This is a genomic window from Pseudomonas sp. MPB23 (assembly GCF_046605395.1).
Classification (GTDB): Bacteria; Pseudomonadota; Gammaproteobacteria; order Pseudomonadales; family Pseudomonadaceae; genus Aquipseudomonas.
In genome coordinates this window covers 1,272,597-1,287,498 of sequence record NZ_CP176771.1, presented here as the reverse complement: position 1 = coordinate 1,287,498, position 14,902 = coordinate 1,272,597, and the positions used below count along the sequence as shown (strand labels likewise).

Below are 14,902 nucleotides of genomic sequence, written 5' to 3'. Positions count from 1 at the left end.
CGGCGCAAATCCCTCCTACAAAAAGCTGTCACAAGGGGCTTAGCGTTTGATCAGTTTCTCTCTGACTGCGCTGGTGGTTTGCTGATCCAGTTCCAACAGTCTGTGCGGCTTGCCACCGACCATCACCGCCGCCGGCAACCCATCGCGGTACACAATCCGGTTACCGCTCACTGCCGGCACTTTGCTGCCTGGCAATAGCGTGCCCACCAGGTTCAGCGGATCGGCCCCGCACACGGCAATCAGGCTTCCGTCATGGGGCCGGCGCCTGACTTCACGCAGCAACGGAATCGCCTCCGGCAAGGCAAACTGCTCCCCCGCCAGACCGCTGACAAACCGCCCGCCGCGAATCTCCCCCCGCGCTTCCAGCCGATGGAAGGTGCGCAGCAGTTCGCGCCAACTGGGCAACCAATCCGCCTCACGCTCGAGCAAGCGCCAGAACACCACGCCGTAGCGGCGTAGCAAGGTCATCGCCACATGCTCCAGAGTCTCGGCCGAGTGCGGGCGGGCGGCGTCCGGTGCGCGGCGGACCAGCGCCCAGCGTCCGGCATCGTCCATGCCGCCGATCAATGCCCCGCGCCCACGCCGACTGCTGCGCGCCTGGCGTTTGCTCGCTGGCGTGGTCAGTGCGCGCAGCCCGGCAAAGCTGTCGGCATTCACCAGGCCGGCGCCCACCAGTTCCTGCAGGGCGCTTTCCAGTTCGCTGCGCAGCAGATGGGCTTCGTGCACCAGCTCATCGAAAAACAGCGCGCCGTGTTCGCGCAGGGCCAGGTGGACTTTCTGCGCCTTGGGCGACAGGGTCGTGCTGTCCGTCTGTTCGGTCAGCCCGCTCCACAGCGCGACCTGGCTGCGCGGCAACAGCACCACCGGCGTGCTGCGCAGGGCGATGGCGCTGGAGGTGTTGCTCAAGCGCGTCCACACGAGTTTGCCGCTGCGGCACAGTTCATCGAGCCAGGTGGCGGCGTAATCCTTGATCCGTGCGCTGAGCAAATCACTGTCCCAGGCCGAGGTGGCGGCAGCGTAGCCCTCGAACTGGCCGACAATTTCCGCCAGCACAGCGCTGCCTTGGCCACGAGTGCCTTCGGACAGGTGCTGCCAATCGAACAGAAAGCGCATGAAGTCCTGCAACGCCACCGGCTCGATTTCCCGGCGCAGGCGCTTGACCGTGTAGCGATGAATCCGCGCCAGCAGGTGGCGTTCGCACCATTGTTCATCCACGGTGCCGGGGCTGAAGCGACCGCGCAGCACGTAACCTTCCTGCTCAAGTCGGGCCAGGGCCTGGGTGACGTCGGCCACCGGCAGCGCCAGGGGCGCGGCGATTTCGGTCACGGTCAGCGGGCCGAATCCCCCCAGGCGCGCGCGCAGGACTTCCACCAGGGCCTCATCGACGGTCCAGGGTTCATCGAAGCCCGGTAGCAGCGGCAAGCCGTTGGGGTAGATCGCCTGCACACAACTCAAGCGCTCGACGGCCACCCACAGACCGTTCTGCAAACGGTAGGCGCGTCCGCCCTTGGCCAAGGCGTTGAGCCACACGGCCCATTGCGGCGTGGCTTCGTGCTCGGCGATGCACGCCAGGCTCATCAACGCCTCGTGCATTTCATCCAGGCCATGGGGTGCCGGCCAGGCTTCTTCGCGCACGCCGGCGATGGCCTCGGCATCCAGCGCGCCGAGGTCGTCGGTGCTGTGCGGGTCGCTCCAGCGCCGGTTGAGCACGGCCTGGGTGCGGCGTTCTTCCAGCGGTGCATCGTCGAGAAAGGTGTAGGGGCGCGCGTTGAGAATCTCGGCGGCCATGGGCGAGGGCGCGGGCAGGTCGCGGCTGATCAGGCGCACTTCGCCGCGCTCCATGCGCCGCAGCAGCGCCAGCCAGGCGTCGCTGTCCATGGCTTCGTGCAGGCAGTCGTCGAGGGTTTGTTCCACCAGCGGGTGTTCGGGCACTTCGCGCTCGCCGGCGAGGTTTTCCAGGCAGGCGATCTGGTCGGGAAACACGCTGGCGATCAGGTCTTCGCTCTTCATGCGCTGGATCTGCGGCGCCACTTTGCGCCCGCCGACATAGCGCGGCAACGCCAGGGCCACCCCGGCGTTCCAGCGCCAGCGCACGCCGAACAACGGCGCATCCAGCACGGCCTGGACCAGCAGGTGCTCGGCGCTGGCGCTGTTGAGATAACGCCACACCTCATCCAGCGCGAAACTGTGGCTGGTGGACAGCGACAGCACGATCGCGTTCTCGCTGGCCGCCGCTTGCAGCTCGAAGTTGAAGGTGCGGCAAAAGCGCTTGCGCAGCGCCAGGCCCCAGGCGCGGTTGAGGCGGCTGCCGAAGGGCGTGTGGATGATCAGTTGGGTGCCGCCGGACTCATCGAAAAAGCGCTCCATGATCAACGTGTCCTGGGACGGCAACGCGCTGAGGGCCAGGCGCGTGCGGGCCAGGTAATCGACGATCTGTTCGGCGCTGGCGCGGTTCAGGCCCAGGGTGCCGGTGAGCCAGTCCAGGGCGGGTTGCAGTTCGCCGGGCGTGGCGCTGAGCAGGGCGTCCAGGTGCCCCTGCAAGCGCGCCACGGCGGCCGACAATTCGTGGCTGCGCCCTGGTGCTTCGCCGAGCCAGAACGGAATGGTCGGCGGCTGGCCGTGGGCGTCCTCGACCCGCACCTTGCCGGCTTCGACCCGCAGGATGCGGTAGGACGTATTCCCTAGCTGGAAGATATCCCCCGCGATGCTTTCCACCGCGAAGTCTTCGTTGACGCTGCCGATGTTCAGGCCCTGGGGTTCGAGCAACACGCTGTAGTCGGCGTTGTCGGGGATGGTGCCGCCGCTGGTCACGGCGGTGAGCCGGGCACCACGGCGGCCGCGCAGGGTGCGGGTCAGCGCATCGCGGTGCAGGTAGGCGCTGCGGATGCCCTGGCGACCGTTGTAGCCATCGGTGAGCATCTGCAACAGCGCCTGGAAGTGGTGTTCATCCAGCGCGGCATAGGGCGCGGCGCGGTGGATGAGCGCCAGCAGCGCCTGCTCCGACCATTCCTGGGCGCTGACTTCGGCGATGATCTGCTGGGCCAACACGTCCAGCGGAGCCACGGGAATGCGCAGGGTGTCCAGTTCGCCCCGGCGCACGCAGTCGAGCAGGGCGGCGCATTCGATCAGGTCGTCGCGGGTGGTGGCGAACAGGCGTCCCTTGGGCGTGCCGCCGACCTGGTGACCGGAGCGACCGACCCGCTGCAGAAAACCGTTGATGGAACCGGGCGAGCCGATCTGGCACACGAGGTCGACCTCGCCGATATCAATCCCCAGTTCCAGCGAGGCAGTGGCGATCAGCACTTGCAGCGCGCCGGCCTTGAGCCGCTGTTCGGCGTCCAGGCGCAGTTCTTTGGCCAGGCTGCCATGGTGGGCGGCCACGGCGGTCTTGCCCAGGCGCTCACTCAAATGCCGCGCCAGGCGTTCGGCCAGGCGCCGGGTGTTGACGAAAATCAGCGTGGTGCGGTGTTCGCGGGCCAGCGTGGCGAGGCGGTCGTAGACCAGCTCCCACACATCGTTGGCCATCACCGCTGAGAGCGGCACCGGCGGCACTTCGATGTCCAGGTCGCGGGGTCGGGCGTGGCCGATGTCGACGATGCCGCACGCTCGCCCGGTGCCGACCAGAAAGCGTGACACCGCGTCGATGGGTTTTTGCGTGGCCGACAAGCCGATGCGGGTCAACGGCTCGGCGCACAAGCCTTGCAGGCGCTCCAGGCTCAGGGCCAGGTGGCTGCCGCGTTTGCTCGATGCGATGGCGTGGATCTCATCGACGATCACCGTGCGCGTGCTCGCCAGCATCTGCCGGCCGGAGTCGGATCCGAGCAGCACGTAGAGCGATTCCGGGGTGGTCACGAGGATATGCGGCGGGCGCTTGCGCATCTGTGCGCGGTCTTTTTGCGGCGTGTCGCCAGTGCGCACGGCGGTACGGATCGCCAGGGGCGGCAGGCCCAAACGCTGCAAATGCTCGGTGATCCCGGCGAGCGGGGTTTGCAGGTTGATCTGGATGTCGTTGGACAGCGCCTTGAGCGGCGACACGTATACCACCAGGGTCTCGTCCGGCAGTTGCCCGCCGTGGGCCAGGCCCTGGTGGACCAGATCGTCGAGCACCGCCAGGAAGGCGGTCAGCGTCTTGCCGGAGCCGGTGGGCGCGGCGATCAGGGTCGAGCGGCGCTGGCGGATCAGCGGCCATGCCTGGGCCTGGGCGTCTGTCACCGAAGGGAAGGTGCTGCGGAACCAGGCGCTGACGGCGGGGTGGAAGCCGTTCAATACCGTGTCCGTTGATTCGGGAAGGTTCATCGCTCTTATATGCAACCCACGAGGTCAAGTTGCAAGCCCCGCACTTTATCCGTGACGGTTGCGCTACAAACCCGCAAAATGCAACGATTCTGGCAAATGCAAACGGCAAGGCTCACGAGCTTGCCGACACTAACCATCGTTCCAAACAGACCGGGCCTGCTCAATCTATGCGAATGCGCCTTATGTTACTGGGCGGCGGGAATGCCCTCGGGCAGGCGCTGATTCGCCTCGGTGCGGAGGAAGACATCGGTTTCCTCGCCCCCAAACCGCCCACAGACGGCTGGGATGCCGCGAGCCTCACCCAATTGCTCGACGACACCCGTCCCGATGCGTTGATCAACCTCGCCTACTATTTCGACTGGTTCCAGGCGGAGACCGTCAGCGAAGCCCGACTGGCCGCCCAGGAATCCGCCATCGAACGCCTGGCCGAACTGTGTCAGCACCACAGCATTACCTTGCTACAACCGTCCAGCTACCGCGTGTTCGATGGCTCCCGCGCCACCGCCTACAGCGAAAAGGACGAGCCGGTGCCCCTGGGCCTGCGCGGCCAGGCGTTGTGGCGCATCGAGCAGAGCGTGCGCGCCACCTGCCCGCATCACATACTGCTGCGCTTTGGCTGGCTACTCGATGACAGCGCCGATGGCACCCTCGGGCGCTTCCTGGCGCGGGCCGAGCAGCCGGATGAGTTGCTGATGGCGGACGACCGTCGCGGCAACCCGACACCGGTGGACGATGCCGCGCGAGTGATCATCTCGGTGCTTAAACAACTCGATTGCGCGGCGCCGCTGTGGGGCACCTACCACTACGCCGGGCATGAGGCGACTACGCCGTTGGCCCTGGGCCAGGCGATTCTCACCGAGGCGCGCAGCTTTCATCCGCTGGCGATCGAGGCCCCCACGGCCCAGGCCCATGCGGCGCGGCCGGATGCCGGCGAGGAACCGCAACATGCGGTGCTGGCCTGCAAGAAAATCCTCCACACCTTCGGCATCAAGCCACGGGCGTGGCGGGCGGGGTTGCCGGCGTTGCTGGATCGGTTCTACCGGCGCGGCTGACACCACACAAAGCACAAATGTGGGAGGGGGCTTGCTCCCGATAGCGGTGGGTCAGTCAATGAATCTGTTGACTGACACCACGCTATCGGGAGCAAGCCCCCTCCCACACTGGTTTTGTGACGCGTGTGAACGATCGCTTAGAACTTGTAGCCGACACCGACCATGTACACGAATGGATCAACGTCCACATTGACCTTGGCGCGAGTGCCTTGGCCCAGGGCGTTGTTGTCCACGGTGGCTGTGGTGCTGATGTCGATATAACGTACCTGGCCGTTGATCATCCAGTTGTCGTTGATCATATAGTCAGCACCGATCTGCGCGGCCCAGCCCCAGGAGTTTTCGGCCTTGAAGTTGCTGAAACCGTTTTGTTTCGCGGTGCCGCTCAGGCTCTCGTCATAGATCCAGGTGTAGTTGATACCGGCACCCACATACGGTTGGAACTTCGACGCGCTGTCCAGCGGGTAGTACACGACGCTCAGGGTTGGCGGCAGTTGTTTCAGGGAGCCGAGCTTACCGTTGGCTCCGGCCACGGAAGTGCCCTTGAGTTTCACGTCATGGGAGAACGGCGAGGCCGCCAGCAGTTCGATACCCCAGTGGCTGGTGAACATGTAAGCGAAGTTCAGACCCAGTTGCGTGTTGCTGCTCAAGGTCGCTTTGCCGCCCAGGTTGGCGCCGGCCGATGGACCCTGATCAACCTTGACGCTACCGCTGTCGGTGTTCGGGTTCACGGTAATTGCACCGGCACGAACCAGAATGTCACCGGCCTCATAAGCATGGGCAACGGGGGCAGCGAGGGCGAGGGCGAAGAGGGATGCGCCGAGCAGGGACTTGTTCATGGGAGCTCCAGAGGACGTTTAAAAGTTGTACGTCCAATGGTAGAGATCGTTCCGTTAAGTCTTTTGACTCAGCTCAATGAAAGGGCGATAAGCGTTACTCCGGCAGTTCGTAGATGTAAATCTTCTCGGCATCCATCTGATATCCGGCGTCGGCCAGCTCGCTGGAGGACGGCTTGACCTGCATCTTCCCCTCGATCCAGTACGGCTGATACAGCTCATCGAGCTTCACCCCGACTTCGCTTTTCACATGCACGATCTGGTTAGACGGCGGTGGCGGCACATGGATGCACGCGCCGAAATACGGCACCAGCAAAAACTCGGTGGTGCGGCCAGACTCGCTGACTTCCAGCGGTACGATGTAGCCCGGCAAACGGATGTGCTGGCCATCGAGGCCCTGGACCACAGGCGCGTGGGGCATTTCCTGCTTGGCCGCCGGCGCCGATTCCAGCGCACCCGCTATGCCCGACAGGTTGTGCAGCGGCTGCATATTGGGCACTTCCGGCATGGCATCCGGCGGGATCAGTTCCGACCAGGTCAGCTCTTTAGGCGCCTGGGCGGCCCAGACGGGCGAGGTCACCAGCAGCAACAGCGCAAACAGGACACGACGCATTGAAGCCTTCCTCATAAACGTATGGACAGGCCATCGGCCAGAGATTGCCGATAGGCACGCCAGGCGGGCACGCAGCCCATCAACAGCGCGGCGGCGAGAATACCCGCCAGCAGCGTCCATTCATATTCGCTTGGCCATGACATCGGCAAATCAAGGCCGTAATTGGCCTGCAGATACCCACGCGACGCGGCGATGCACACATAGAGCAGGCCCACGCCGGCCATCACGCCGGACAGCGCCAGGGCGAACGCTTCAAAGATCAGCAGCGTCGCGATATGCCAGGGCCGCGCGCCCACCGACCGCAGGATCGCCATTTCGCGGCGGCGTTCGTTGAGGCTGGTGAGGATCGCGGTGAGCATGCCGATCAAACCGGTCAGCACCACGAACAGCGAGATCACGAACAACGCTTTTTCGGCGGTGCCCATCATGCTCCACAGCTCTTGCAGCGCCACGCCGGGCAGGATCGCCAGCATCGGTTCGCCACGGAATTCATTGATCTCGCGTTGCAGGGCGAAGGTGGAAATTTTGTTGTTCAGGCCGAGCATGAACGCGGTGATCGCTTGCGGCGTGAGGTCCATGTTGCGCGCCTGGTCGGCACTGATGCGGCCTTTGCCCTGGGCCGGCACGCCGTTGTGCCAGTCGATGTGGATCGCTTCCATGCCGCCCAGGCTGATATGCAGCGTGCGGTCCACTGGGGTGCCGGTGCGCTTGAGGATACCGACCACGGTGAAGGGTTTGTCATCGTGCTTGACCAGGCTGACCGTCGCCACGCCATGGGCCAGCACCAGCTTGTCGCCGAGCGTGTAGTGCAGCGCGTCGGCCACTTCGGCGCCGAGCACCACTTCGAACGGATCGGTGGCGAAGGCGCGGCCGCGGGCCAGTTCGAGGTTCTGCTTGCGGCCGTACTGGTAGTGCTCGAAGTACGACGCGTTGGTGCCCATCACCCGGTAGCCGCGATGGGAGTCGCCGAGGGAAATCGGAATCGCCCATTTCACCTGGGGGTTGGCGGCGAAGTGCTCGTAGCTGTCCCAGCGGATGTTATTGGTGGCGTTGCCGATGCGGAACACCGAATACAGCAGCAGGTTCACCGAGCCGGAACGCGCGCCGACGATCAGGTCGGTGCCGCTGATGGTGCTGGCGAAACTGTTGCGTGCCTCGACGCGCACGCGTTCCACCGCCAGCAGCAGGCATACCGACAGGGCGATGGCGAAAGCGGTGAGGATCGCGGTAAAGCGGCGGTTAGCCAGGCTGGCCATGGCCAGACGGAACAAATACATCTCAAACCTCTGCGGGCGTGGCGGCGCGATTGAGTTCGGCCAGCGACAGGTGGCGATCGAACAGCGGGGCCAGGCTCTGATCGTGGCTGACAAACAACAGGCTGGCGCCTGCTTCGCGGCATTCGGCGAACAACAGCTGAAGGAAGGCTTCGCGGGCGTCGTAGTCCAGGGCCGAGGTGGGTTCGTCGGCGATCACCAGTTCCGGTTGGCCGATCAACGCGCGGGCGGCGGCCACCCGTTGTTGTTGGCCGATGGACAGCGAGTCGGCACGTCGCTCCAGTAGGTCTTTGTCTTTCAAGCCCAGGTGCGCGAGCAAGGCGGCGGCGGCCTTGTCGACACTGCCGTGGCGCTGGGTCGCCCGTTGCGCGCGCAATTTGGAAAAGTGACAGGGCAGCTCGACGTTCTCGCGCACCGACAGGAACGGCAGCAGGTTGAACTGCTGGAAGATATAGCCGGTGTGGTCGACGCGAAAGCGGTCACGGGCGCCGGCCGAGAGGTCGGTCAGCTCCTGGCCGAGCAGGCGGATACTGCCCCGGCTGGGTTTCTGCACGCCGCCGAGCAGGCCGAGCAAGGTGGTCTTGCCACTGCCGCTCGGGCCCTTGAGAAACAGGGTTTGCCCCGCTTCCAGGCGGAACGCGGGGATGTCCAGCAACTGTGGATGACCGGGCCAGTTGAAGCCCAGGTCGGACAGTTCGATCAATGCGTGGGTCATGTGAATTCAGAATTTCAGGGTGGCTGCGGTGGCGGTGGCATCGACACCTTGCTGGCCGCTCGGGCCGATCAGTTGTACCTGAATTTTCTGGGTGGCGGGGAAGGTCTTGAACACTTGGCTCAGGTCGAGGTTGCTCAGGGCCGTCGGCGTGGCGCAGGTGAACTGGTAGTGGGCGTGGATTTCGCTGTGGTCGTGATGATGCTCGTGGGCGCCGTCTTTGGCGTCGTGGTCGTGGTCGTGATCGTCGTCGTCATGGTCGGCTTCCGGCTTGTCGCCGAACAGCGGGCTGTTGAGTTCCTGGGTGCTGACCACGCAACCGGCGGCCGTGGGCAGGTTGAACAGGGCGGCGGGGTTTTCCAGCTGTTTGCGCACGGCAGCGACCTTGGCTTTGTCGGCGGCGGTGGTTGCCATGTGTTCGAAACCCACCAGGTTCATCGCCGGGCTGTCCAGCTCAAGCTCCAGGGCCTGGCCATCGAGCACCGCATTGAGACGGCCAACGCCGTGTTCATGGGCGCCGAGGCTGGCATGTTCGTGATCGTGGTCATGCTCGTCGGCAGCATGGGCGATAGCCAGTGGCAGCAGGGCAAACGGCAAAGCAAGCAACAGACGGCGCATGGACGGGCTCCAGAAGATGAAAGTTTTGTTATGTAATCTTATAACAAAGATGCGGCGAGTTTGACCGCCCGCTTGGCGTTGCGCAAGTCACATGGGAGCATGCCCGTCAGAAAAAATGCAGGAGTAAGGACGATGTTGCGAATTCGTGGAACCATCGGCGACTTGCCGGTGGACTTGACCGTGGAGTTGGACGACGACGATTGGGCGCGACTCGGCGCGCGCTTGCAGACCACGCCCGAGGCCAGTGCGGCCGCCGCGCCGGTTGCAGCGGTCAAGCCCAACGATGACCTATGGCAGAACGCCCAGGACCTGCTGCGCAACGCCGGACACCTCAGTGGCCTGGAACTGCTCGATCAATTGGAAGGTTTGGCGGGGGATGCCGCAGCGGCCAAGCGCCTGCTGGTGCGCCTGCGCCATAGCGCCCAGGTCAAGGTCAGCAGCGGCGCTGATACGCCGCTCTATACCTGGATCAACCCCTTGTAGGAGCGAGCAAGCTCGCTCCTACAAGGCGGTTAGTACAGCGCGGCGAACAGCTTGCGGCGGTATGCGGTCACCAGTGGGTGATCGTTGCCCAGCAACTCGAACACCTGCAACAAGGTCTTGTGCGGCAGGCCTTCGCTGTAGCTGCGGTTGCGCACAAACAGCTTGAGCAAACCTTCCAGCGCCGCGTCGTATTGCTGGCGCGCCAACTGCTGAATGGCCAACTGATAGGCGGCTTCGTCGTCCTGCGGGTTTTGCGCCAGGCGGCTTTTCAGGTCGGCAACGTCGGGCAGGTCGGCGGCCTGGCGCAGGAAGGTGATTTGCGCCTTGGCCCCGGCGAGGGCGGCCTTGTGATCGTCGCTTTTGACCGCATCCAGCACGGTCTGGGCTTCACCCAGTTCGCCGCGTTCGGCCAGGCAACGTGCGTACAGGATCAGCGCGCCAGCGTTAGTGTTGTCCTCGCCCAACAAGGCCACCAGCAGCGCTTCGGCATCGCTGATACGCCCTTCGGCAAACAACGCCTTGGCCTGCTCGAACGGGTCTGCGGCAGCCGGTGGCGGCATCTGTACATGGGGCTCCAGCATCGCCCGTACCGCCGACTCCGGCTGCGCGCCGGCGAACCCGTCTATCGGTTGGCCGTCCTTGAACAGCACCACGGTCGGCAGGCTCTGAATACCAAAGCGCGCCACGATGTCCTGCTCGGCCTCGCAATCGACCTTGGCCAGCAGCAACTCGCCCTGATAACTCTCGGCGATCTGCGCCAGCATCGGCATCAACGCCTTGCACGGCGCGCACCATTCGGCCCAGAAGTCCACGAGCACGGGTTTGTGGAAGGAGTTCTGGATCACCGCCTGGTCGAACGTGGCGGTGGTGGCGTCGAAAATGTACGGCGTGGGCTCACTCATGGGGCGTCTCGAATAAAGCGGGAATGGGGGCAACTATAAGGGCTGGCGCCGCGAATGGTACAGGCTCACCTTGCGAAACTCCCAAGGCTCGGCCAGGTCTGGCAGGGTCAGCGCGTCGAGTATCTCCAGGCGTCGATAGGCCGGGTGCTGGAAGTCCCGCACCCGCGAATCCGCCACCAGCGCTTCGCGGCCGCGACTGAGGAACAGATCCAGCAACGGCAGGTTGGCGCGGTCGTAGAGCACGTCGGCCACCAGGATCAGGTCGAAGCGGTCGGCTTCGGCGAAAAAGTCCGCTGAATATCCCAGTGTCACATCATTGAGTTCAGCATTCGCTCGGCAGGCCGCCAAGGCCAGTGGATCAAGGTCGCAGGCCACCACTTCCAGCGCGCCGGCCTTGATCGCGGCAATCCCCGCCACGCCGGAGCCGGCACCAAAGTCCAGCACGCGCTTGCCGGCGACCCACTGCGGGTTGGCCGCCAGGTAGCGCGCCAGCGCCAGGCCGCTGGCCCAGCAAAAACTCCAGTAGGGCGGTTCATGCAGGATGCGCCGGGTTTCCTCGGGGCTGAAGGCGCGGTCCATGTTGTCGGCATCGAGCAGCCACAGCGACAGCGCGGTGTCCGGCAACGGGCAGGGCACCAAGTGCGCGTCGCCGATCAGTTCGCTCAGGGCGCGCTGCAGGTCCAGCGGTGGCGTCATGGTGCTTTGACGAGTTGCAGGGGGCCGGTGGTCTGGGTGATCGGCTGGGTGATGCGCACCGCCGGCAGGTGCAGGATCAACTGGCCGGACTCGCTGGCACGACCGCGCAATTCAACCCGCGCACCGGTCGGGAAGGCCTCGGGGTTGTAGCGCAGGCGGAAGGCCAGGGGCTTGCCGTTGCCGGTGAGCACACTGCTGGCGAGCAATTGTTGTGGGCGCGAACGGTCGTCGATCACCAGCAGGGCCATCTCGACTTCGGCGCCGGCAGGCACGTTGGTCAGGCTGCCGTTGATCTCGCGCTGGTAGGCCGGCAGGGGGCCGAGGTCTTCAAGGCCGGGGACTTTTTTCTCTTGTGCCGGCTGCGGTTGCGGCGTCGACGGTTTCGGGGCTTCGCTGCTGCAGGCGACCAGAAAACCGAACAGGGTGAGTAAAACGAGTGGTCGTAACTGCATGTACGGCTCCCAAAAGGACAATATCCGTGGCTTAAAAAACATGAAACATAATCGTCAGCCTATATACCGCAAAGGCTTTGGCTTGTCTTGCCACGGGGATGCGCTACCATGGCCCTCCCTGTGCGACACGCGTAGCGTGTCTCCAGCATCAAGCTGTATGGTCAGCTTGATGGGATTTCCGCAAGGAAATCGAATACTTGGGTAGCCACCCCCAGGAAACAAAACCTGCCCGGAAGTCCATTGCCTTCAAGGACTTATCGCTGCGGCGACAGGCAAGCCCAAAGGTCGTTTAGCCCTCGGTAGCACGACCGCAGAACCGGTACCCCCGGTTTTGGAGAGCCTCTTAAATCTAACCCTTGTGGGAGCCCAGACCCCCGCAGGGGTCTCCTCCTGCCCGTTTGCAACAGGAGGTTACAATTCAGAGGCGAGCGACCTATTAGGTCGTCCCCGCTTCCATTTCTCCGGAGACATGAGCGAAAGCTCTGTCTGTCATTGTCCAACCATCGCTTTCACTGGATGGTAGCGGACTCGTTGTGCGACCAACGGTAGCCTAGGGCGACGTGCATCACTGGCAACGGTGTTGTTCGGAGCTCGCCCGACAACGTAGCCCCGTAATGGGTACAGATCTTCCGTGAGGAAGCCTGTAGAGACTCGGAGCTGCACCGGGTTGAGGCGCAAGGCTGACTGGTAGGGACAACTAATGTGAACCGCTGATAAACGCCGTGAGCATGAAGGAGCCAAAGCTGCTGTCAGGCTCTAACCAAAAGGTACGTGGTCGGTTATCCCTGTAGGGAGTGGAGATACGTCGTCATCAAGACCACCGGCGAAAAGGCGGGTCCTAACCCAGTCGTGTGACAGATAGGGAACGTGGTAAGCCTGTATCGCTGCCCTTTGGGCAGGTGAACCGCAAGGAACACTGTTGGCGGTGCGGGTATGGGATCGCAGAGAAAGCGAACGCCAGGCTGTAATGGTCTGGACAGGGGTTGGAACATCACCCCACGGGAAACCGGGCAGACTTCTGCGTGGTCTTCTGTCGCAATGACTCTGACTGAGACCGTCTCATCAACTTCAGGGCTTAGCTTCATCGGCCCTTGATAATCCTACCCTTTCGGGGTGCATGCACCCCGAAAGGGGTACGTGCGCCTTCCGCTCGGGTGGTTTCACTTTGAGAGGAAAGCAGCATGAAAGAGCTCAGCCAGCATGGTGAGCCTGCGCTTTCCGGCATTCCACAGCAGTGGCACGACGTCGATTGGTGTCGGGTCCAGCGGAACGTCCGGGAAATGCAGGTGCGAATTGCGAAGGCTTGTCGGGAGGGCAAATGGCGTAGGGTCAAATCCCTGCAACGGATGCTCACCCGCTCGAAGTCGGCTAGATACTTGGCCGTACGGAGAGTCACGGAAAATCAGGGGAGCCGCACGGCGGGAGTCGATAAGCAACTCTGGGATACACCTAACGCGAAATGGAGTGCGGTTGGTTTGTTGAAAACGCGGGGTTACAAGGCTCGGCCACTACGGCGAGTCTACATCCCGAAGTCGGATGGTCGGGAGCGCCCGCTGGGCATACCAACCATGACGGATAGAGCCATGCAAGCGCTGTACATGCTGGCTCTGTCTCCCGTCGCTGAAACCCGAGGCGATCCCAATAGCTACGGCTTCAGGATCGAACGTTCCACGGCGGATGCAATGGCGCAGTTGTTCGTATGCTTATCCCAAAAAGTCTCGGCTCAATGGGTACTGGACGCGGACATCGAAGGATTTTTCGACAACATCAACCATGAATGGCTGCTAAGGAATGTCCCAACGGATGTACGGATGCTTCGGCAGTGGTTGAAGGCCGGCGTCATCCACAAGGGGCAGTTACACGCAACGGATGCGGGTACGCCACAAGGGGGGATCATTTCCCCCGTGTTGGCAAATCTGGCACTAGATGGTCTGGAAACACTCCTCAAGCAACACCTAGGAGTGACAAGGGCGAAAAAGCTGAAGGTGAATTTGGTGCGATACGCAGATGACTTCGTGATCACGGGTACCTCTCCGGAGGTACTGGAAAACGAGGTGAAACCTTGGGTAGAGCAATTCCTCGTAACACGAGGACTACGGCTGTCACTCAAGAAAACGCGGCTCGTCCACATCGACGAAGGCTTCGACTTCCTTGGATGGAATTTCCGGAAATACGAAGGAACGTTGCTGATCAAGCCGAGTAAAAAGAACGTCAAGGCGTTCTATAGCAAGGTCAGGGAAGCAATCGACACCCATAAGACGAGTAAGCAGGAAGATTTGATCCGACTGCTGAACCCGATGTTAAGGGGGTGGGCGTTTTACCATCAGCCAGTAGTGGCCAAGCAAGTGTATAGCTGGATGGACCACAGAGTTTTTGTGAAACTCTGGCGTTGGGCGAAAAGGCGACATCCCAACAAATCTCTTGAATGGGTCCGGAAGAAGTATTTTCGAACCATCGCAGGGAAAAGTTGGATGTTCGCAACCACGGTTCTGGAGGCGAACGGCAAGAGGCGGGAGATCGGGCTGTATTCCCTTGCGGATACTCCGATCGAGCGGCACAAGAAGGTGAGTGGGGATTACAACCCCTACGACCCTGCCATGGAGACGATGGGCGAAAAGCTGCGGATGGACCGGATGCTGAATAAGCTGAAGTACCGGAAACAAATCGGTAGCCTCTACGCCAGTCAAAAAGGTTTGTGCCTGTTGTGTAAGCAGCCGATCACCAAAGAGACGGGATGGCACGACCATCACATAATCTTCCGCACACAGGGCGGTAGTGACTCAATGGGGAATCGGGTACTCTTGCACCCCAACTGCCACCATCAGCTCCACACCCGTGGTCTGCACGTGGACAAACCGGCTCCCTCTGGGGGCTTAATGACGGCTTGAGCCGTATGCGTCGAAAGGCGCACGTACGGTTCTTAGGGGGGGATAAGCCAGTAATGGCTCATCCCCACCCGACTTTTTTGTTG

General features: G+C 62.8%; 12 protein-coding genes. 3 read left to right on the top strand and 9 right to left on the bottom strand.

The features are described 5' to 3' along the window. Positions 1-39 precede the first annotated feature (39 nt). Entirely contained in the window at positions 40-4,296 is a 4,257-nt protein-coding gene (locus ACLH0J_RS05875) for a DEAD/DEAH box helicase (RefSeq protein ID WP_411391235.1), read from the bottom strand. Between the two features lie 167 nt (positions 4,297-4,463). Between ACLH0J_RS05875 and ACLH0J_RS05870 the strand changes: the two genes are divergently transcribed. Then, complete coding sequence (locus ACLH0J_RS05870; RefSeq protein ID WP_411391234.1) at positions 4,464-5,348, top strand: sugar nucleotide-binding protein; 885 nt, start codon at positions 4,464-4,466, stop codon at positions 5,346-5,348. Positions 5,349-5,485: 137 nt separating this feature from the next. On the opposite strand, the gene ACLH0J_RS05865 is transcribed toward ACLH0J_RS05870, so the two are convergent. The 5 genes from ACLH0J_RS05865 to ACLH0J_RS05845 all read right to left on the bottom strand — a co-directional run bounded on the left by ACLH0J_RS05865 (position 5,486) and on the right by ACLH0J_RS05845 (position 9,398). Further along, positions 5,486-6,184 (bottom strand): OmpW/AlkL family protein, encoded by a 699-nt coding sequence (locus ACLH0J_RS05865; RefSeq protein WP_411391233.1) that lies wholly within the window; start codon positions 6,182-6,184, stop codon positions 5,486-5,488. 94 nt (positions 6,185-6,278) lie between these two features. Then, positions 6,279-6,794 (bottom strand): DUF3299 domain-containing protein, encoded by a 516-nt coding sequence (locus ACLH0J_RS05860; protein ID WP_411391232.1) that lies wholly within the window; start codon positions 6,792-6,794, stop codon positions 6,279-6,281. 11 nt (positions 6,795-6,805) lie between these two features. Next, complete coding sequence (locus ACLH0J_RS05855; RefSeq protein WP_411391231.1) at positions 6,806-8,071, bottom strand: ABC transporter permease; 1,266 nt, start codon at positions 8,069-8,071, stop codon at positions 6,806-6,808. A 1-nt stretch (position 8,072) separates the two neighbouring features. Further along, positions 8,073-8,783 (bottom strand): ABC transporter ATP-binding protein, encoded by a 711-nt coding sequence (locus ACLH0J_RS05850; protein WP_411391230.1) that lies wholly within the window; start codon positions 8,781-8,783, stop codon positions 8,073-8,075. Positions 8,784-8,789: 6 nt separating this feature from the next. Beyond that, entirely contained in the window at positions 8,790-9,398 is a 609-nt protein-coding gene (locus ACLH0J_RS05845) for a DUF2796 domain-containing protein (protein ID WP_411391229.1), read from the bottom strand. Positions 9,399-9,530: 132 nt separating this feature from the next. On the opposite strand from ACLH0J_RS05845, the gene ACLH0J_RS05840 reads away from it, so the two are divergent. Continuing rightward, the gene (locus ACLH0J_RS05840) at positions 9,531-9,881 is read left to right on the top strand and encodes a hypothetical protein (protein WP_411391228.1); all 351 of its coding nucleotides are present in this window, start codon (positions 9,531-9,533) and stop codon (positions 9,879-9,881) included. 29 nt (positions 9,882-9,910) lie between these two features. Here ACLH0J_RS05840 and trxA read toward each other — a convergent pair whose 3' ends face one another. Genes trxA through ACLH0J_RS05825 form a run of 3 tightly spaced genes read right to left on the bottom strand, consistent with a single transcriptional unit; the run spans position 9,911 to position 11,931 of the window. After that, entirely contained in the window at positions 9,911-10,783 is an 873-nt protein-coding gene (gene trxA, locus ACLH0J_RS05835; RefSeq protein WP_411391227.1) for a thioredoxin, read from the bottom strand. Between the two features lie 33 nt (positions 10,784-10,816). Further along, positions 10,817-11,479, bottom strand: coding sequence for a class I SAM-dependent methyltransferase (locus ACLH0J_RS05830; RefSeq protein WP_411391226.1), 663 nt, complete (start codon positions 11,477-11,479; stop codon positions 10,817-10,819). Continuing rightward, positions 11,476-11,931: a YbaY family lipoprotein gene (locus tag ACLH0J_RS05825; protein ID WP_411391225.1), complete on the bottom strand. Its 456-nt coding sequence runs from the start codon at positions 11,929-11,931 to the stop codon at positions 11,476-11,478. Before ACLH0J_RS05825 ends, ACLH0J_RS05830 begins: the two co-directional genes overlap by 4 nt. A gap of 1,181 nt (positions 11,932-13,112) precedes the next feature. Here ACLH0J_RS05825 and ltrA point away from each other — a divergent pair. Beyond that, complete coding sequence (gene ltrA, locus ACLH0J_RS05820; protein WP_042853748.1) at positions 13,113-14,819, top strand: group II intron reverse transcriptase/maturase; 1,707 nt, start codon at positions 13,113-13,115, stop codon at positions 14,817-14,819. Positions 14,820-14,902: the final 83 nt, after the last annotated feature.